Origin of the sequence: Sulfurirhabdus autotrophica, from assembly GCF_004346685.1 — a bacterium.
In the GTDB taxonomy this organism is placed as follows: Bacteria; Pseudomonadota; Gammaproteobacteria; order Burkholderiales; family SMCO01; genus Sulfurirhabdus; species Sulfurirhabdus autotrophica.
In genome coordinates, this window is record NZ_SMCO01000008.1 from 1 (window position 1) to 18,591 (window position 18,591).

Below are 18,591 nucleotides of genomic sequence, written 5' to 3' on the forward strand. Positions count from 1 at the left end.
AGGTGCCCCTCAAGACTTACTGCACTTTTTTTGATAGTTCGTGCTTTTACACAATACCGTCAAATTTGATACAAAGGAATAATACAAGGTTGGGCTGCCAAGCCCAACATTTCCATTTATTCGCCAAACCTTCCATCTTCTTCTGATTTCTCGTGAACACCCCAATCCGCATTCAGCCATCCCATAAGGATATAACGGTGAATACTTGAATACGGCCAGTCGCTTGCGCGTTCAACATACCCGTGCTTGACCGGGTTGTAATGGATGTAATCCACATGGGCTTGCAAATCCTGCTCATCCCGAATCTGATGTTCCCAATATCGTCGTTGCCATATTCCCCGCTCACGCTTTGCAACCCGGCTTGCCCGGATGCGCTCCTCCTTCGGTAATCCACGGGAAAAATTGGCTTTGATCAAAGACCATCGTTTTGGGAAGTCCGCGTCTTCTGGCGGAAAACGCCAGATAGCGTGAAGATAATCAGGCAAAACGACCATGGCTTCAATGATAAAAGGGTGGCGTTGCCTCACTTTTGCAACGATCTCCCTCAATCGGTCCACATGCTCAATCAGCAAAGCGCTTTTGCGCTCTGCCAAGGCAAGGGTGAAGAAATAGGTTCCACCTGCACTGTTTGCTCTGCGATAACGCATATTATGATCTTTTTTTGTTGGGCTTCATTACATTCTGCCCAACCAACGCAAGCTATATGAATCACGATGCCACTTTGAATTAGGTTCTTTAAATATTTTTATGTCAATGTAATGCAACAGATTCTATGTTGCATTTAATTTAACTGCAAGTTTAAGGGGTGAAAATACCCCAATGAATATTCCAACCGAAGAGCCACCATTAAATAGCTTAGATTCGTGTAAATGCCTGCGCTCCCACGAATCTAAGCTTAACTCTTTCCAAAAAGACGGGATTTTTCAAACACAGTTCAATCAAGCACTCAAGACACATTTTGCTATCACTATCACTAAACGAGTAAAATAGATTTTTCTACGCGATTTTCTCATCACTCCCATGAAAACCAAAGGCCAGGACAACCGGCAACATATCATTGATGCGGCTAACATGCTGTTCTACCGGCAGGGGTTTAATCAGACTTCGTTTTCTGAAATTGCGGATCAGGCGCACATCCCACGCGGGAATTTTTACTATTATTTCAAATCCAAAGATGACATTCTGGCTGCGGTGATTGAAGACAGAATCCAGCGTATGCGCGCCATGCTGGCAGAATGGGATACCCAATTTCCCAACCCCAAGGACAAGCTGCATCGCTTTTTAGACATGCTGCTCAATAGTGAAGCTGATCTGGTTCGCTATGGATGCCCTATCGGATCATTGGCTGTTGAGCTCAGCAAAACACAGCAAGATATGCAATCCAAGGCAAAAGACATGTTCGATGTTTTTGTAGACTGGCTCATTCCACAATTTGAAGCCTTGGGTCACAAAACCGAAGCTCGTATGATGGCCTTACGTTTGCTGGCTAAAGGTCAAGGGGTCAGCGTGATCAGCAATGCTTATTCAGATGCAAATTTTTTACGCGCTGAGATTGCCGAACTAAATAACTGGATTGAGCAACTTTAGCGCCAGCAATCAAATCCATTATTAGAAAAAACACCAACACCCGTATTTGAAATTGAAATCAAGACTGCCCTCAACGCGCTAAAGCCTTTCCCTGCATTTCCACTTCCACTCGCTGCCCCAACTTAAGCGGCGTAGGTTCCAATAGCGCAATTTTCACCAGCAACACGCGCGTATCTGAAGGTCTTCCCGGGTCCTGGGGTTTTAAACGTCTGTCTACTACTGCATCAGGTATTTCTTCCACCTTTCCTTGCCAGGATTGATTTACGTAACCTTCTGCGGTTATCTGAACTTTAGCGCCTGTCACTATTCGGCCCACATCAAACTCATCCACTTCTGCTTCCACGCGCATTTTACTGAGATCGGCTATCATCACCAAGTGCGTACCAGGTGCGACCATTTCCCCGGGGTTGGTGTAGCGGGTAATTATCACGCCATCAATCGGCGAGAGAATACGTGATTTATCAAGTGACACTTGAATGCGCCGCGCAGCGGCCTGTGCAGTGGCAAGTCGTGCCAAGGCGGCTTTATGATCATGCACCGCGCGATCCAGATTTTGCTTGGTCCCCATCTGTTTCTGGAACAGCAATTTGTACCGCTCAACTTCTATTTTTGCCAATTGTAATGTCGCTTCTGCTTCACGTATTTTTGCTCTGGATTCCGCCAACATCGCTCGCAGTTCATCTGTTTCCAATTCTGCAATCAGATCGCCTTTTTTCACGGACATTTTTTCATCGACTGGCAACTTTACCACTACTCCACTTTGCTCAGCACTCACTACGATTTCTGCGCCGGGATAAGTAACCACCCGCCCTTCAGCAATGATTCGCACAGATTGACTCGAGTTGATCTTGACCGCAGGTGCTGTTTTCCCGGGATTTTCCTGCGGCTTGCCACATGCCCCCAATCCAGCTGCCATCATCACAAAAAGCAACAGTAAGAATAATCGTTTGAATTGTTGAGACATCGCCATCAATTCCCTGTTAAGTCAGCTTGCCATCACGAATCGTCAGAACACGGTCGGAAATTTCCCGCACTTGTGGGTCGTGTGTCACAATCAATAGCGCACGATCTTTCTGCTTCGCCAGATCACGAAAGAGGGACAGTATCTGCCCGCCAGTTTGAGAGTCCAGATTTGCAGTAGGCTCATCAGCAAGAATAATGGCAGCATTGCCTGCCAGTGCACGCGCAATCGCGACCCGCTGCTTCTGACCGCCAGACAAATCCTCCGGCAAAAAATCTTTACGTTCAGCCAGCCCAACCGCATCCAGGGCACGCGCCGCTTCATCCTGTGCTGTATGGTTTTTAACGCCCTTGATATTTAATGCGTATTCCACATTTTCAACCGCGGTAAGAGAAGGAAACAAATTAAATTGCTGGAATACAAAGCCAATGTATTTTCTGCGTATTGCTGCCAACCGCCTAGGATCAACCAGCGCATCATCTATCATGACCCGTCCATCACTGGGTGTAAGAATGCACCCTAAAATTGAGAGCAGCGTGGTTTTTCCCGAACCAGACGGCCCTTCCAGCGTTACAACTTCACCCCGTTCCAATGCCAGCGAAATACCATTGAGCACTTGCACAGCTTGATTGCCTTCCCTGTACACCTTGATAATATTTTCGGCTTTCAGCACTGGCATGGCGTGTCCTTATGTTCTGAATACCAGTGCGGGATCTATCGATGCCACTTTTCTGAAAGAAAGCATGGCAGCCGCAAGGCACAGTATCAATGTGCCAAAAAAAACCCACACTACCAGTTCCGGATAAATAATCAGTTTTAAATCCAGCTTGCTGACTAAAGGCCGCAGGGCGTAAGACAGTAATGCGCCCAGCGTAAATCCCGTTACAGCGGCAATCGTGGCCTGCTTGGCCAGGATGAGATATATATCTGCATTCGTCCCGCCAATTGCCTTAACTGTGCCGAATTCCTTCACATGCTCCATGGTCATGGTATAAAGGGTTTGCGCAACCACCACGACCCCCACCAGACACCCCAGAAAAACAGTCAGGTACATATTCAGCCCGATCCCTGTGCTGTTTATCCAGTAATCCCGGGACTGGGTAGCCCAGCCATCTTTAGTATAGACATCGTTATAAGGTAAACGCCTGCGCATTTCAGCAATGACCTTGGTTTCATCTGCTCCAGGCGCAAGTTTTGCCACAATATAGGCAGTTCGCCCGCCAAAATATTGATACATCAAAAACTGGGCCAGCTGGAAATCCATAAAGGCTATCGGTGTTGTAGTAAAAGACCGCGCTTCTTGCGTCAAACCGATAATTTTTAAACGCTGATCCAGAATTTCCCGATAGTCACCCACCTTAAATTTTCCGAAACGCTTGGTGGCGGATTCGTCCAGAAAAAAATAATGTCCTCGCCGTAAATCGGCCACATCGCCATGAATGATGCGCCAGGGCAAATTCCAGCGTGCCAGATCATCCATTGCATAAACCATAATGCCTTCACGTGCTCCGCTGGGAAGCGAAATCTGCATGAAGCCTACAAGCAAATTATCTGCACGCTGTATGCCGGGTATTGAACGTACACGCTGCACCAGAGAATCCGAAAAGGGGCTGGCGAAATCAATATTGGGTGTATTTTTTGAAGAAACCCAGATATCGGCATTCATTTTCCGAATGGTGATCGTCGCATTATCCAGCAAGCCGACAAACAGCCCGGCTTGTACCAATACCAATGTAACGGCAAATGCAACACCCGATATCGTGGTCAAAAACCGCAATTTGTCATGCAACAGTATTTTTCGCGCCAAATCGACCATATATAGTGGATTTATCCTCTATAAAAAACACAACCATCACTATAACGTTAGTTAGCAATACTGCGTTAGTCAAAGCTAAATATAAAAACACCAGATAAAACATTGCACTGCGAAAATCGTAGCCTATTGATGCAATCTCAAGGTGAATACAACTGTGATAAAATGCTGAAAGTTTTTCTGGAGCCCATATTTCATGAATTTGTCTTCCCTCACAGCCATTTCCCCTCTTGACGGCCGTTACGCCGGCAAGGTAGCCGACCTTCGTCCGTATTTCAGTGAATTTGCCCTGATCAAACATCGCGTAAAAGTAGAAATTGAATGGCTCAAGGCTTTAAGCCGTGAATCTGCCATCGCTGAAGTACCTGCATTTTCTGCCGCCACCATCGCGCAACTGGATGCATTGGCGAACAACTTTTCAGAAGCAGATGCTCAGGCAGTCAAAGACATCGAGAAAGTCACCAATCATGACGTCAAGGCTGTGGAATACTGGATGAAACAGAGCCTGGCAGATAATGCAGAAGTGATGAAAGTGAGCGAATTTATTCATTTCGCCTGCACATCTGAAGATATCAACAATCTGTCTCATGGTTTGATGCTGACATCAGCCCGTGAAGCAGTGATGTTACCAGCATTGAACAATATCATTACGGCACTCGTAAAATTGTCACATGATCTGGCAGAATTGCCGATGCTGGCCCATACACACGGCCAACCTGCCTCTCCTACCACGCTTGGCAAGGAAATGGCCAACGTCGCTTACCGTTTGCAGCATGCTCAAGAGCGTATTGCATCCGTTGCCATTTTGGGGAAAGCCAATGGTGCAGTGGGCAATTACAACGCCCACTTATCAGCGTACCCCGAATTTGACTGGGAATCGTTTGCCAGGAAATTTGTAGAAAGCCTGGGCCTGCACTTTAATCCCTATACCATTCAGATTGAGCCCCATGACTACATGGCCGAACTGTTTGATGCTTTTGGCCGTGCCAACACAATTTTTATTGATCTTAACCGCGATATCTGGGGTTATATCTCCATGGGTTACTTCAAACAGAAAGTGAAAGCCGGTGAAGTGGGCTCTTCTACCATGCCACACAAGGTCAATCCGATTGATTTTGAAAACTCTGAAGGCAACATGGGACTAGCCAATGCCCTGTTACGCCACCTCAGCGAAAAATTGCCGGTTTCCCGTTGGCAGCGTGATCTGACCGATTCAACCGTATTGCGCAACATGGGCGTTGCACTGGGTTACACTTTGCTGGGTTATGACTCCTGCCTGAAAGGATTGAATAAACTGGAAGCCAATCCAGCTCGTTTGCAAGATGATCTGGACCATAACTGGGAAGTGCTGGCAGAACCAATCCAGACTGTCATGCGCCGCTATGCAGTTGCTAACCCTTACGAGCAACTCAAGGAACTGACCCGTGGTAAAGGGGGCATCAATAAAGAAACGCTGCACAGTTTCATTCAAAACCTTGCCATACCGGAAAATGAAAAACAGCGCTTATTGCACATGACACCGTGGAACTATATAGGCAATGCGGTTGAAATGGCCAAACGTCTATAGAAACACAGGTCGTGGGCCCCAACACCCACGGCCATCCAGTTTTGTTATCCAGTTCACAATACTGCTGCTATTAAGCCAGCACTTTAATTTTAAGAGGCTAGCAACATGTCAGATTACTCACTAGACGTTACTGCAGAAAATTTTCAGAACATCGTTATTGCCGGTTCCAATAAAGTTCCGGTGATTGTGGATTTTTGGGCGCCCTGGTGCGGACCATGCAAATCTCTCAAGCCGATATTAGAAAAACTGGCAGAGGAATATCAAGGCAAATTCATACTGGCCAAGGTCAATTCAGATGATCACCAACAACTTGCCACGCAATATGGCGTCAGAGGCATTCCCAATGTCAAAGCCTTTGTGAATGGTGAAATAGTGGATGAATTTTCAGGTGCATTACCCGAAGGAACGGTGCGCGAGTTTATCGACAAACTGCTCCCTTCTCCCTGTGATGAGTTACGCAAACAGGCCATGGAAGTGTATCGACAAGGGAATGCCGCAGAAGCACTAAAAATGCTGGCCTCTGTTGCAAATCTTGATCCGAAAAACGAACAAATCCACATAGATGCGGCTGAAATCATGCTGGATATTGATCAAGTGGATGAAGCCAAGAGATTACTTTCCAATTTGCCTCCAGCCTTCCGGGGAGAGGCACGCGTCATTGCAATGCTCGCGCGCCTTGATTTTGCAGACAAAAGCAAAGGACTACCTGACTCAATCGAACTGGAAAAGCGCATTACCGCCAATGAAAATGATCTGGATGCGCGCCTGCAACTGGCCAATCAGATGGTTGCAAAACAGCAATATGAAACCGCGCTGGATCAGTTACTGGAAATTATCCAGCGGGACCCTACATATGGTAATGAAGCAGGTCGAAAAACCATGTTATCTATATTTATCCTGCTGGGTGGACATGGAGAAATAGTCAGCAAGTACCGCCGTTTGATGGCAAGTGCACTTCACTGATATATTAACTATTCCGGTTGCATAACCTATAATCCTAACAACGACCATTTGAAATTCTTGAAGTGCGTAAGTTCTTCACTGAAAGGAATACAATCAATCGGTAAATCGACGTTATTAGGATAAGTATGGGCGACGCAGAAAATCTACTCACTGGCCTTCACGTACTCACAGATTTCCTGGAGTCCCAAGGCAACCTTGACGACAATCTGCAGCAACTCGCGGCCATGTCAGCAAAAATCCTCAATGCTGAAAACTGCTCCATCATGCTGTTGAGCGAAGGTGAGTTTGATGAACTGAGTTTGCGTGTATGCGCGAACCACGGTGCCCTGCCTGCCAAAGCCTATAAAGAAACCATGAAAAAGGGCGAAGGCATTTCAGGTCATGTCATTGCTACAGGAAAGTCACTGCTTATCGAGAACATCGACAACTCGGAATTTTCGAAATGGGCCAGACACACTCAAGACCCTAATAAAAGCGTGCTTTCTTCACCCATCCTGATTAACAGTAAAATCATTGGCGTGATTAACGTGAATGGGCAAAAACAAAAGCGCCCCTTTAACCTGGACGACCTGAATCTGCTGGATATTGTGGCGCTTTTCATTGGAAAATCCATCCAGGTGAATCAACTGCAAAGCGTTTTACGTTCTCGTTTTGCACAAATGGCACTGGTGGATAATGCAGGAAAGTCTGTTGAAAATGTGATGATTAACGCTGCGCAAGACCCTGATAAAATGGCGAAAATCGTCGCAAAATCGTTCTATCGGGAAATGGCGAAATCGGGATTTGGTTCAGCGCAGATAATCAATGCTGCTTCTGAAATCATTTCTGAGTTAACGAGAAATCTGGATAAACACAGCAAGCGTGCAGCCAAGAAGTAAACTACACAAGATTTAAACGTTCATCACAAAGGCACTATTCCTGTACCATCATGATGAATATTTAATCTGCTTAAATTTAACCATCCTCATTTATCTTGGTGATCAATTCCTGCAATATTGATTCAGCTTTGTCATTTTCCACCTGACACGTACCTGCATTTAAATGGCCACCACCGCCATACTGCAGCATCAGTTCACCCACATTGGTATTTGAACCACGATCAAGAATGGATTTACCTGTGGCAAAAACGGTATTCTGCTGCTTCAATCCCCATAAAACATGGATTGAGATATTGCATTCAGGGTAAAGCGCATAAATTACGAATCGATTACCGGCATAAATGGTTTCTTCATGGCGAAGATCGAGCACAACCAGATTGCCAAAAACCTTGGAGCAGCGCTTAATCTGTTCCTTGAATTTTGCATCATGCTCGAAATACATAGCCGAACGTTCCTTCACATCCGGTAATTGCATAATCTCGGTGATATTGTGATTTCTGCAATAATCGATCAAATCCATCATCAGATTGTAATTTGAAATACGGAATTCACGGAAACGCCCCAGACCAGTGCGGGCATCCATTAGATAATTCAGCAATACCCAGCCTTCAGGATTCAAAATCTCATCGCGTGAAAACTGAGCGGCATCGCCCTTGTCCACCGCAGCCATCATATCGTCCCATTCCGCCGGAAAAGCCTTTTTCCCGCCATAATAGTCATACACCACCCGCGCGGCAGACGGCGCTTCAGGATCTATCACATGATTACTGCGTTCACCGGTATTACGTATGGTTTCGGACAAATGGTGATCAAAGACGAGGTGTGCACCCGACACATAGGGTAAATTAGTGGTGATATCATTTGGCCCGATTTCAATCTTGCCATCCTGCATATCTTTTGGGTGAACAAATTTGATATCTTCAAGCATATTGAGGTGCTTCAACAATACTGCGCAGACCAGACCATCAAAATCGCTTCGCGTAATAAGACGAAATTTTTTTCCTTCCATAGTACTTTCTCTCCGTAACCAGAAAAATGACAATGACTATTTGGGCGACAGACCACATCGCGGAATTTTGTTTCAACTTCCTCTTAACGTTACGTTCTTAAGCGACGATGTTGCACATACTTGATTATCCCCGGCAGAATGGAGACAAAAATAATACCCAGCATTACCAGCGTCAGGTTTTGTTTGACGACAGGTATATTGCCAAAATAATAGCCAATGAGAACAAAAAAGCTGATCCAGAAAATACTGCCGATAAAACTGAATAGTGCGAAGTGCGCATAGTGCATGCGGCCAATACCCGCTACAAAAGGGGCAAAGGTTCGAATAATTGGCAAAAAACGGGCAAAAATGATGGTTTTACCACCGTGCTTTTCATAGAAAGCGTGGGTTTTTTCAAGATATTCACGATTTAAAAAGCGCGACTGCTGTTTCGAAAAAACTTTGGGCCCGATGAAACGGCCAATCCAGTAATTCGTGTTATCGCCCAGGAAAGCCGCTGCCACCAGCAGGGGAAACAGCGTCTGGATTTCCATCCCGCCTGCTGCTGCAAGCGTGCCCGCAACAAACAGCAAAGAGTCACCTGGCAAAAATGGTGTGATCACCAACCCGGTTTCGCAAAAGATAATCAGAAATAAAATCAGGTAAACCCAAGAACCGTAATTCTGGATGATCACACTGAGATGTTGATCCAGATGCAGAACGATATCAATAAATAAACTTATATATTCCACAAGTCTTACCCGATATTTGTACTCTAGCGCACCTGTTATGGCAGGTTATCAACCGGCACTTTCTCCGGCTTAAGAAAATCTTCACGTGAAACGCCTAACCACAACACGATTGGGCTTGCTACCAGCACGGAAGAATAAATACCAAAGATAATACCGATAGTTAAGGCCAGTGCAAAATAGTGCAAGGCCTCGCCTCCAAAAAACAACATGGCAAGAACCATCAACTGGGTCATGGAATGGGTAATAATCGTCCGGGACATGGTGCGTGTAATGGCATTATCGATAATTTCAGGAACACCCGCTTTACGCATGTTGCGGAAGTTTTCACGAATCCGGTCAAACACCACAACTGATTCATTAACAGAATAACCCAGAATAGCCAGAACACCAGCTAAAACGGTCAGTGAAAATTCCCACTGAAAAAACGCAAAACAGCCAAGAATAATCACCACGTCGTGCATGTTGGCGACAATCGCAGCGACCGAGAAGCGCCATTCAAAACGCACTGCCAAGTAAGCCATAATACCAATGACCACTACCAGCAATGCCAGAGCGCCATTTTCGTACAACTCTTTTCCTACCTGTGGCCCCACAAACTCTACCCGCTGCAGTTTTGCCCCATTCTCAGTTTTCTGCAGCATCTCGAATATTTGCTCGCTCAATTTAGCACTGGTCACACCTGCCTTGACGGGTAAGCGCACCATCACATCATGAGAAGTCCCAAAATTTTGCACCGCCGCGTCCGGAAAACCATTTTTTGCTAACGTGTCACGAATCTGAGGAATATCAGCCGGCTGAGGGTAGTTTATTTCCATCACTGTACCGCCAGTGAAATCCACACCAAGATTCAGCCCTTTTGTGGCCAATGCCCCTACAGCAAGAATAAAGGTAACCAGCGAAATGATGGTGGTAACCCGCGCATAGCGCATGAAAGGTATATCACTTTTAATTCTAAAAAATTCCATAATTGCTTCCTAACGAGCCAGCGTTATTTAGATGGAGACTTTAGTAAGTCTTGCCTGTCTGCCATAAACCAGGTTCACAATGCCACGCGATACCATCACGGCACTGAACATGGATGTCAAAATACCCAAACACAATACAACTGCAAAGCCTTTTACCGGACCGGAACCCAGCCAGAACAAAGCGACACCAGCAATCAAGGTAGTAATATTCGAATCCAGAATAGTACCGAATGCACGCTCATATCCTGAATATATGGCCGCCTGCGGAGACATGCCTGATCGCAACTCTTCACGAATACGTTCATTAATCAGCACGTTGGCATCAATCGCCATACCCACTGTCAAGGCAATACCTGCCATACCTGGCAATGTCAGGGTGGCTTGCAGTAAGGAAAGTATGGATAGCAAGAACAACACGTTCACTGCCAGGGCAAAAGTAGAAATCACGCCAAACAGGTTGTAATACATTATCATAAATATGGCAATGGCAACAAAACCATAGATATTGGAGTTGAATCCCTTGGTGATATTATCAGCACCCAGACTTGGTCCAACCGTCCGCTCTTCAACGATTTCCATCGGTGCTGCCAGTGCACCGGCGCGTAACAGCAGCGCCACGTCATTCGCTTCTACAGCATCTTGCATCCCGGTAATCTGCACACGACCACCACCGATTTCTTCACGGATGACAGGTGCTGTAATCACTTCTGCGTGCCCTTTTTCCACCAGCAGAATGGCCATGCGTTTGCCCACATTTTCACGGGTGATGTTTTTGAATATCCGTGCGCCTCTGCCATCCAGATTGACGTGTACAGCTGCCTGACTCGTTTGAGAGTCAAAGCCTGGTGAGGCGTCGTTAATGTATTCACCGGTAAGCACCACATTCTTTTTCACCAGAACCGGACGACCGTCACGTTCTGTATACAGTTCCGAACCAAATGGCACCTGGCCCGCTATAGCCGCTTGAAGTGTGGCTGGGTCGCTATGCTCCTCATCTACTAAACGTACTTCCAGTGTCGCAGTACGACCCAGTATATCTTTGGCTTTCGCTGTATCCTGCACGCCAGGCAGTTGAACCACGACGCGGTCTATACCTTGTTGCTGGATAATCGGTTCTGCTACACCCAGTTCATTTACCCGGTTACGCAAGGTGGTGATATTTTGCTGCAATGCCAATTCCTGAAGACGCTTTTGCGCTTCAACCTTGAGGGTACCAATCAATTTAAATTCACCCTCTACATCCTGCTCTTTCAGTAGCAGATCACCGTATGCATTACTGATTTCCTTCTCTGCCTTGGCACGGCTATCCGCATCACGAAACTTTACTTCAACAGATTGTCCGGTACGACTGATCCCAGCGTAATAGATTTTTTTATCGCGTAACGTGGTTCGAATATCTCCGGTATAACGTTCCACTGCCTTATCCAAAGCGGCTTTCATATCCACTTGCAGCAGAAAGTGCACACCGCCACGCAAATCGAGTCCCAGATACATGGGCAACGCACCAATGCTCGTCAGCCATTTCGGGGAACTCGGCAGGAGGTTCAGCGCAACCACATAACCTGTGCCCAACTTTGCCTGAACAATATCTTTGGCTTTCAACTGGGTGTCGGTATCTGCGAATCGCACCTTGACACTCGCCTGATCCATGAATACACCCTGATAGCTGATTTTGCCTGCCTTGAGTGATTCTTCTACCTGCTGCATTAATCCAGTATCTGCTTTGGCTGTAGTGCGTAAGGGCGAAACCTGAATCGCGGGTGATTCACCATATAAATTGGGCAAGGTAAAAATAAAACCAAGCACCAGGGTTACGGCAATAAGGATGTATTTCCAGAGAGGATAACGGTTCATGCACAAAACTCCGAGAGGCGTGAGATTTGAAACGCAGAGAGAGCAAACAAGTCAGGCTTCGCTTTCATCAGATACTTTTAATGGTGCCCTTGGGAAGCAGGGTTTGAATTGCCTGTTTTTGAACATGCACAACCACATTGTCGGCAATTTCCAGGCTGACGTAATTATCGGTCACTTTGACTACTTTACCCAATTCGCCACCTGTCGTTACCACTTCATCCCCTTTTTGCAAGGCAGCCAGCATATTGCGCACTTCTTTGGCCCGCTTCATCTGTGGACGAATCATCATGAAGTAAAACAAGGCGAAAATAACGATAAGCGGTACAAATCCCATCAAATCCGGACTGGCAGGTGCAGCACCAGCAGCAAAGGCTTCACTAATCAACACAGGTATTCCTCCAAACGTTTCTAATATTTCTAATTAAAGCGCATAAAAAAATGCATTCTAGCACGTTGCGGCACGTGCCTGCCTAAACTCCGCCACAAAATCTGTTAACTTTCCTGCTTCGATGGCTTGCCGCAGGCCTTGCATCAATTCCTGATAATAATGCAGGTTATGAATCGTATTTAAGCGCGCACCTAAAATTTCACCCAGGCGGTAAAGATGATGCAAGTAAGCGCGGGTAAAATTTTGGCACGTGTAACAAGTGCACTTTTCATCTAGCGGCGCGGTATCTAACCGATATTGGGCATTACGGATCTTTACCGTTCCATTCCGGGTAAACAGCCAGCCATTTCGCGCATTACGGGTGGGCATGACGCAATCAAACATATCCACCCCTTGCAACACGGCATCTACCAGATCTTCTGGCGTACCCACGCCCATCAGATAACGCGGCTTTTTCTCTGGTAGCTTTGGAGCGGTATGTGCCAGTATACGCATCATATCTTCCTTAGGTTCCCCTACAGAAAGCCCACCAATAGCATAACCATCAAATCCTATATCCATCAGACCTTGCAGAGAAACATCGCGTAACGATTCATGCATGCCTCCTTGTACAATCCCGAACAACGCATTGGTATTGCCTTCATGGGCACGTTTTGAACGGGCAGCCCAACGCAGGGAAAGCTGCATGGATTCATCTGCCTGCTGCAAATCTGCCGGATGCGGTGTGCATTCATCAAACACCATGACAATATCTGAATTCAGCACGCGCTGGATGCGCATGGATTCTTCTGGCGTCAGAAAACACGGGTCACCATTCACAGGAGAACGAAATTTGACACCTTCTTCGGTAATTTTGCGCAGATCGCCAAGGCTAAAGACCTGGAACCCGCCGGAATCTGTCAGAATGGGTTTATCCCAACCCATAAATCCATGCAACCCCCCATGCGCCTCAATCACCTCCATACCAGGCCGCAGCCATAAATGAAAAGTATTACCCAACACGATGTGTGCACCGATATCATTCAATTCAACTGGGCTCATGGCTTTGACTGTGCCATAAGTACCAACTGGCATAAAGGCGGGTGTTTCCACCTTTCCATGCGCTAAATGTAGTGTGCCGCGACGGGAAAGCCCGTCTTGCGCATGAATTTCAAATTTCATTTTGCCCTTCTGTTTGTCTTTCTATAAGCATTGCATCGCCATAACTAAAAAACCGGTATCGTTGCGCGATAGCATGACGATAAGCCTGACGGATATTCTCCAGCCCCCCAAACGCAGACACGAGCATCATCAAGGTTGATTTCGGCAAATGGAAATTGGTGAGCAAACGCTCTACCACCTTGAAACGATAACCTGGAATGATGAAAATATTGGTATCACCCTGGCCTGCACTTAATTCACCGCTCGCAGCTGCAGATTCCAATGCGCGCAGACTGGTAGTCCCCACAGCCATGACTCTGCCACCAGATTGTTTTGCCCGCCGAATGGCCGCTACTGTTTCTTCTGGCACATGATATAGCTCACTATGCATTTTATGTTCGGCAACACTTTCTGCACGAACCGGCTGAAACGTACCGGCCCCCACGTGCAATGTGACATACGCAAGTGTCACACCCATCTCTTTAATACGGACCAACATAGCTTCGTCGAAATGTAGCCCAGCCGTAGGCGCAGCAACAGCGCCCGGCGCTCGCGCATACACTGTCTGATAACGCTCTTCATCAGGAAATTCAGGTACTCGGGTGATATAAGGTGGAAGTGGCAGACTTCCATGTTCATCCAATATTTCCAATACAGTTTTTTCAACGTCAAACCGCAAATGATAAAACTCGTCCTGACGCCCAATCACAGTCACTTCCACATTGCCATCCAGCAGCAGTTTAGATCCCGGTTTAGGAGAATGACCGGCGCGCATGTGTGCCAGAACATGATGCTCATCCAGTATGCGTTCCACCAGAATTTCTATTCGTCCGCCACTTTCCTTTTTACCGTACAAACGCGCCTTAATCACACGGGTATCGTTCATGACCAGCACATCGCCCGGGCGCAAAATTTGAGTAAGTTCGCTAAAATGCATATCACGTAACTCACCGCCAGCACCATTCAACCAAAGCATACGGCTTTGCGCCCGCTTCTCTGCAGGAAACTGGGCAATCAATTCTTCTGGCAAATCAAAATCAAAATCACTGGTACGCACGAAATTACAGGCCCAAACTATGAATTAGCCTCGCATTATAACGCCTAGTCCAATACCGGTGTTTCATAAATTGACTCACCCATCCGCTTAAATACTGATTTATTCTATAGGCTGTATAAACACCATGGCATTCACCATTCTAGTTAATCACATGTGGTGAGCAGGGATATAATATTGAAAACCAGCGCTTGCATGCCCGTTGCGTTTAAGGGATAATGCCACGCTTGTAGCAAGCCGGGATGGCGGAATTGGTAGACGCACGGGACTCAAAATCCCGCGATCGCAAGGTCATGGGGGTTCGATTCCCCCTCCCGGCACCAATAGAATCAACAGTTTTGTGAAATTTAATGATGTCTGTTCATCACTGCATTTCACAAAATTTCCCTCCTGAATTTTCCCAAATTGTCCCACAAAAATTCATTTCAAAGAATTTTTTGTTTTCCCTTGAATTTGCTTAATTCGGATCTGTATTATGAACTTTCACCTTGAAGAAAAGTTCAAGAGAGTGCATAAACCATTGGTGTAAAAACGAAATGGAGATACTTTTGGTGCGCGCGAGACGCCCGATGCACTTTAATTTGCGCGCTGAATTGAAGGCATGAGATAACCTATCTTAGCAGGGCACGTTCGCTGGCCATAACAACCCCAGCGACTCCAATTCTCGACAATTCGGCATCTTGACGCCGAAAAAGACGAGGCCGTTATGATTACTACGAAAGAACTTTTATATTCTAAATATAAATGTATTTTATTAAAATTTGGTGATTGCTCAAAAGAAATTAACGTCACTGAACGTTACATATACAACTTACATTCAGAAAAAAAACTACCATTTCCTGTTGTAAAATATGGGAAGCTTTGTCGGGTGCACATTGAAGATTTCGCGAATTTTTTGGATGGCTTGAGACCCGTCATTGAAAAACGGCGCGGTCGCCCCAGAAAAATTGCACCCATTCAATATCAGAATAATCAACAGTTGCACAAGGGGGAGATTTCAGATGATTAATAGCGCCCTTGCATTCAATCCAAACAAACTTCTGCTTGACGAACCTCCCATCGCCGTTTCTCCATCACTTTGCAGGTTATTTGATCTATCTGTAGCCGTTTTTTTACAGCAACTAAACTACCGATGTTTTTCAAATTTTGACCATCCCGGAAAGTGGTGCGTGATTGAAGTACAAGGACAGCGATGGGTTTCTTGGACCCCGGAAGGACTGCTAGAAGACGTCCCTCTTGGAAAAAGTCTTGCAGCCCATAAGCGAGTCATTTCTGAGTTGAAAAAAAAGAAAATCATCCAGGTGGCGCAACTTAGGAAAAAATATTATGATCGCTCCAATTTTTATTCGATCAATTTAGAAATTTTTCAGCAGTTCATTGCTGAGAATCAGGAGAACTTGTCAGATAGCACGATACCATCAATTCCTGATTCTCGAGAAAGAGGTTACTCACAACCTGATCAGACGAACAACATGTCTTCGACAACTGGCGAATCAGGTTCTCTACCTATGATAGAAGAAAATAATAAAGAGAGAGATAGCTCTCTCCCACCCCTTAAGGAAAGTCTCGAATCGCTAATCGGACATGGCCCAAATGATAATAAAGAATGGGATAAACGTAGAGTTATATCGATAATTAATATGGTTGAAGAGGGACTATTGGGTTCAAATGATCTTAAGACTATTATTGATGATCCCAGCATTCGCTACCTGTCCGAAGTTGACAAACGTGCACGCCTTAAAGTAGAGGAAAATCAGAAACTTCAGAAGAAAGTCGCTTCGGAATCATCCCAAAGAATTGAGCATGAGAAAAAGAAAGCCGAAGCATCTGAGCAAGAAATTTTCAGAAAATCTTGCTCTTCTTGGCTTGAACAGGCTGATCAAACCCAGCTTGCCGAACTTAAAAACGTAGCACAAGGCGTCGGACTAGCCTCAGTTAACAACAAAATTAGGGAGAGCGTAATATCCTCTATTGCTGGCCGTATTCTTGGGACAGGCACAACTGAAGTGACGATTCGGCAAGCTTTACGCCAACTTGGTTATGTTTAGCTTTAGTAGTCTAGCTCCCGATCTGACAGTTCCCCCTAGTTACCGGATGTAACTGTCAGGCTAAATCAAACCTGCCACAGTTATAACAGCAGCCCTATGCTATTCCCCCCGATCTACAGATCGGAGGCCTTTGTATAATTAGCTGCCTTTGCAAGCCAATCAAGCCCCTCATCGCCAATTTTTTTCATGACCATTTCAAGTGTCTCTGCATCTGGATTTTTGTACGCAGCTAACATCATTGGATAAAGATGGGTGGAACATAAGATACAGCGGCGACTAAGCTCTTCAGCCAACAAAGCTATTTCTTGCGATTTTTTATCTCTTGGTGATAAATCTCCGTGCAGTAATGCCGAGCGTGCGTTATAGACTTGCAGTGCGTCTTCATATGCCTGCCCGCCATCTTCATAGCCAAATAAATTGCATACTATTTTTATGCGGCTCGCAAATTCAGTCTTGTGGCCTCTATCAAACTTTCCAAAAAATAGCCGCTCTATTGCAGAAACATACTTAACCACACTAGCCGTGGATTCCGTGTCAGTAGCGGCATCTCCAAACCAATTGATCGCATCGACGAACCGCTCATGTAAGTGAGTAATTTCACGCGGGTCCACAAGTGGCGCTAGCGCTGATCCCAATATTTGTAGCTCATGGCCACTTCCTTGAGTCAACCCTTCGTACCAGTTCTCAAACCCGACTGGCCCGATACTGCTTAATCCGGTTTGGACATGAATCATGTCCTGTGCATCGGCCCACATACCGGCTGTCCGTAAAGCATCCCCTCGCGACCATGCCAACCTCAGTCTCCTGGTACGTTCCGCCCCAAGTAGAATACGAATAACATTAAGTGCCGTCTCTATAGCTTTTGCTGCGAGCTTTTCTGAAACCTCATGGTCGCAATTGATAATCTGCACTTTGGCTATCCAAGGGTAACCACGATACGTCTTTATTGCGCGTGCATGAAGCCCCCTCACTAGATGTCTTGACTGTTCAACGGTGGCCGCCCGTTCGCGCGAAAAACCTTGTTCAATATGCTTATCTACGTGCTCTATATGAGCAGCAATCTCAGCTTCTACACTTCTTCGATGAACCTGCTTTTTGTTTTGAAAAAATTTCTTCCTTCTGACGAAAGTAACTGGACCAATACTGAATTCATCAGGTTTTCCATGGAGAAACAGTACGCAAGGGAGGTAGTGTTCTGTGGTTTGGAGTGCTTGCGAAGACATTCCGGCAGCATCAACCAAAATTTGTTCTGCCGTTATTTGGTCAATTTCTTGATGCTCTCTCAGCACTCGTTGCACAAAAGCATCAATAACTTCTTTCATTACGCGCCCTTCGCTGACCCGCTGTGCCAGCGTTGGTTCGAATTCAAAAACACGTCCTGCAAGTTTGCCAAACTTTTCCCACGCAAGTGAACCGCATTGAAGTTGCCCTTTTCCATCTGGGTGTGGGATAGTGCAAAAAGCGTCATGACGATTCTTCTGATAATGCGCAAATAGCTCCTTGTGCGGCATTTTTAAGAATCTAAGAATCTGCTTGCAGATAAACTCTAGATCGCGCCTCGACTGCGAAATTATCCTTTTCCGAGATGGATCAATATGTGCGGCAGTGCAGTGGGTCATGTTTGGCTGACTCA

Annotated in this window: 18 protein-coding genes and 1 tRNA gene; 7 read left to right on the forward strand and 12 right to left on the reverse strand. The window is 45.9% G+C overall.

Annotated elements, in window-relative coordinates; all coding sequences use genetic code 11:
* Nucleotides 1-116: 116 nt before the first annotated feature.
* Complete coding sequence (locus EDC63_RS09330; RefSeq protein WP_124946519.1) at nt 117-647, reverse strand: REP-associated tyrosine transposase; 531 nt, start codon at nt 645-647, stop codon at nt 117-119.
* A 373-nt stretch (nt 648-1,020) separates the two neighbouring features.
* On the opposite strand from EDC63_RS09330, the gene EDC63_RS09335 reads away from it, so the two are divergent.
* A complete protein-coding gene (locus EDC63_RS09335; protein WP_124946520.1) occupies nt 1,021-1,587 on the forward strand; it encodes a TetR/AcrR family transcriptional regulator in 567 nt (188 codons plus the stop codon).
* Nucleotides 1,588-1,657: 70 nt separating this feature from the next.
* Here the strand turns inward: EDC63_RS09335 and EDC63_RS09340 are convergent, their stop codons facing one another.
* The 3 genes from EDC63_RS09340 to EDC63_RS09350 are packed head-to-tail and all read right to left on the reverse strand — an operon-like array spanning nt 1,658 to nt 4,355.
* A complete protein-coding gene (locus EDC63_RS09340; protein WP_165922958.1) occupies nt 1,658-2,551 on the reverse strand; it encodes an efflux RND transporter periplasmic adaptor subunit in 894 nt (297 codons plus the stop codon).
* A 16-nt stretch (nt 2,552-2,567) separates the two neighbouring features.
* The gene (locus tag EDC63_RS09345) at nt 2,568-3,227 is read right to left on the reverse strand and encodes an ABC transporter ATP-binding protein (RefSeq protein ID WP_124946522.1); all 660 of its coding nucleotides are present in this window, start codon (nt 3,225-3,227) and stop codon (nt 2,568-2,570) included.
* Nucleotides 3,228-3,236: 9 nt separating this feature from the next.
* On the reverse strand, nt 3,237-4,355 hold the full coding sequence (locus EDC63_RS09350; RefSeq protein WP_165922959.1) for an FtsX-like permease family protein: 1,119 nt from the start codon (nt 4,353-4,355) through the stop codon (nt 3,237-3,239).
* 202 nt (nt 4,356-4,557) lie between these two features.
* Here EDC63_RS09350 and purB point away from each other — a divergent pair, with 202 nt between their 5' ends.
* From purB to EDC63_RS09365, 3 genes are all read left to right on the forward strand, one after another.
* Complete coding sequence (gene purB, locus EDC63_RS09355; protein WP_124946524.1) at nt 4,558-5,928, forward strand: adenylosuccinate lyase; 1,371 nt, start codon at nt 4,558-4,560, stop codon at nt 5,926-5,928.
* Nucleotides 5,929-6,033: 105 nt separating this feature from the next.
* Nucleotides 6,034-6,891, forward strand: coding sequence for a thioredoxin (trxA, locus tag EDC63_RS09360; RefSeq protein WP_124946525.1), 858 nt, complete (start codon nt 6,034-6,036; stop codon nt 6,889-6,891).
* Between the two features lie 125 nt (nt 6,892-7,016).
* Nucleotides 7,017-7,769, forward strand: a complete 753-nt coding sequence (locus tag EDC63_RS09365; RefSeq protein WP_124946526.1) for a GAF domain-containing protein — start codon at nt 7,017-7,019, stop codon at nt 7,767-7,769.
* 76 nt (nt 7,770-7,845) lie between these two features.
* Here the strand turns inward: EDC63_RS09365 and EDC63_RS09370 are convergent, their stop codons facing one another.
* From EDC63_RS09370 to queA, 7 genes are all read right to left on the reverse strand, one after another.
* On the reverse strand, nt 7,846-8,778 hold the full coding sequence (locus EDC63_RS09370) for a DHH family phosphoesterase (protein ID WP_124946527.1): 933 nt from the start codon (nt 8,776-8,778) through the stop codon (nt 7,846-7,848).
* Nucleotides 8,779-8,867: 89 nt separating this feature from the next.
* Entirely contained in the window at nt 8,868-9,509 is a 642-nt protein-coding gene (locus EDC63_RS09375; RefSeq protein WP_124946528.1) for a DedA family protein, read from the reverse strand.
* 35 nt (nt 9,510-9,544) lie between these two features.
* Nucleotides 9,545-10,474: a protein translocase subunit SecF gene (gene secF, locus EDC63_RS09380; protein ID WP_124946529.1), complete on the reverse strand. Its 930-nt coding sequence runs from the start codon at nt 10,472-10,474 to the stop codon at nt 9,545-9,547.
* 27 nt (nt 10,475-10,501) lie between these two features.
* Nucleotides 10,502-12,328: a protein translocase subunit SecD gene (gene secD, locus EDC63_RS09385; RefSeq protein ID WP_124946530.1), complete on the reverse strand. Its 1,827-nt coding sequence runs from the start codon at nt 12,326-12,328 to the stop codon at nt 10,502-10,504.
* Nucleotides 12,329-12,395: 67 nt separating this feature from the next.
* Nucleotides 12,396-12,716 (reverse strand): preprotein translocase subunit YajC, encoded by a 321-nt coding sequence (gene yajC / locus EDC63_RS09390; RefSeq protein ID WP_124946531.1) that lies wholly within the window; start codon nt 12,714-12,716, stop codon nt 12,396-12,398.
* Between the two features lie 57 nt (nt 12,717-12,773).
* Complete coding sequence (tgt, locus tag EDC63_RS09395) at nt 12,774-13,877, reverse strand: tRNA guanosine(34) transglycosylase Tgt (RefSeq protein WP_124946532.1); 1,104 nt, start codon at nt 13,875-13,877, stop codon at nt 12,774-12,776.
* Nucleotides 13,867-14,913, reverse strand: coding sequence for a tRNA preQ1(34) S-adenosylmethionine ribosyltransferase-isomerase QueA (queA, locus tag EDC63_RS09400; RefSeq protein WP_124946533.1), 1,047 nt, complete (start codon nt 14,911-14,913; stop codon nt 13,867-13,869). The genes tgt and queA overlap by 11 nt, the downstream gene beginning before the upstream one ends.
* Before the next feature lie 233 nt (nt 14,914-15,146).
* Between queA and EDC63_RS09405 the strand changes: the two genes are divergently transcribed.
* The 3 genes from EDC63_RS09405 to EDC63_RS09415 all read left to right on the forward strand — a co-directional run bounded on the left by EDC63_RS09405 (nt 15,147) and on the right by EDC63_RS09415 (nt 16,958).
* A tRNA-Leu gene (locus EDC63_RS09405) sits at nt 15,147-15,233 on the forward strand.
* Between the two features lie 383 nt (nt 15,234-15,616).
* Entirely contained in the window at nt 15,617-15,919 is a 303-nt protein-coding gene (locus EDC63_RS09410) for a hypothetical protein (RefSeq protein ID WP_124946534.1), read from the forward strand.
* Nucleotides 15,912-16,958: a hypothetical protein gene (locus tag EDC63_RS09415; protein WP_124946535.1), complete on the forward strand. Its 1,047-nt coding sequence runs from the start codon at nt 15,912-15,914 to the stop codon at nt 16,956-16,958. Before EDC63_RS09410 ends, EDC63_RS09415 begins: the two co-directional genes overlap by 8 nt.
* Nucleotides 16,959-17,071: 113 nt before the next feature.
* Here the strand turns inward: EDC63_RS09415 and EDC63_RS09420 are convergent, their stop codons facing one another.
* Nucleotides 17,072-18,469: a HEPN domain-containing protein gene (locus tag EDC63_RS09420; protein WP_223272285.1), complete on the reverse strand. Its 1,398-nt coding sequence runs from the start codon at nt 18,467-18,469 to the stop codon at nt 17,072-17,074.
* Between the last annotated feature and the right edge of the window lie 122 nt (nt 18,470-18,591).

What these genes read in the sequence shown, in the direction of transcription:
- secF (WP_124946529.1), bottom strand. Translation starts at nt 10,474, where the DNA reads ATGGAATTTTTTAGAATTAAAAGTGATATACCTTTCATGCGCTATGCG.
- EDC63_RS09415 (WP_124946535.1), top strand. Translation starts at nt 15,912, where the DNA reads ATGATTAATAGCGCCCTTGCATTCAATCCAAACAAACTTCTGCTTGAC.
- secD (WP_124946530.1), bottom strand. Translation starts at nt 12,328, where the DNA reads ATGAACCGTTATCCTCTCTGGAAATACATCCTTATTGCCGTAACCCTG.
- EDC63_RS09335 (WP_124946520.1), top strand. Translation starts at nt 1,021, where the DNA reads ATGAAAACCAAAGGCCAGGACAACCGGCAACATATCATTGATGCGGCT.
- EDC63_RS09410 (WP_124946534.1), top strand. Translation starts at nt 15,617, where the DNA reads ATGATTACTACGAAAGAACTTTTATATTCTAAATATAAATGTATTTTA.
- EDC63_RS09420 (WP_223272285.1), bottom strand. Translation starts at nt 18,469, where the DNA reads ATGCCGCACAAGGAGCTATTTGCGCATTATCAGAAGAATCGTCATGAC.
- trxA (WP_124946525.1), top strand. Translation starts at nt 6,034, where the DNA reads ATGTCAGATTACTCACTAGACGTTACTGCAGAAAATTTTCAGAACATC.
- EDC63_RS09345 (WP_124946522.1), bottom strand. Translation starts at nt 3,227, where the DNA reads ATGCCAGTGCTGAAAGCCGAAAATATTATCAAGGTGTACAGGGAAGGC.
- tgt (WP_124946532.1), bottom strand. Translation starts at nt 13,877, where the DNA reads ATGAAATTTGAAATTCATGCGCAAGACGGGCTTTCCCGTCGCGGCACA.
- EDC63_RS09370 (WP_124946527.1), bottom strand. Translation starts at nt 8,778, where the DNA reads ATGGAAGGAAAAAAATTTCGTCTTATTACGCGAAGCGATTTTGATGGT.
- EDC63_RS09365 (WP_124946526.1), top strand. Translation starts at nt 7,017, where the DNA reads ATGGGCGACGCAGAAAATCTACTCACTGGCCTTCACGTACTCACAGAT.
- EDC63_RS09330 (WP_124946519.1), bottom strand. Translation starts at nt 647, where the DNA reads ATGCGTTATCGCAGAGCAAACAGTGCAGGTGGAACCTATTTCTTCACC.
- purB (WP_124946524.1), top strand. Translation starts at nt 4,558, where the DNA reads ATGAATTTGTCTTCCCTCACAGCCATTTCCCCTCTTGACGGCCGTTAC.
- EDC63_RS09340 (WP_165922958.1), bottom strand. Translation starts at nt 2,551, where the DNA reads ATGTCTCAACAATTCAAACGATTATTCTTACTGTTGCTTTTTGTGATG.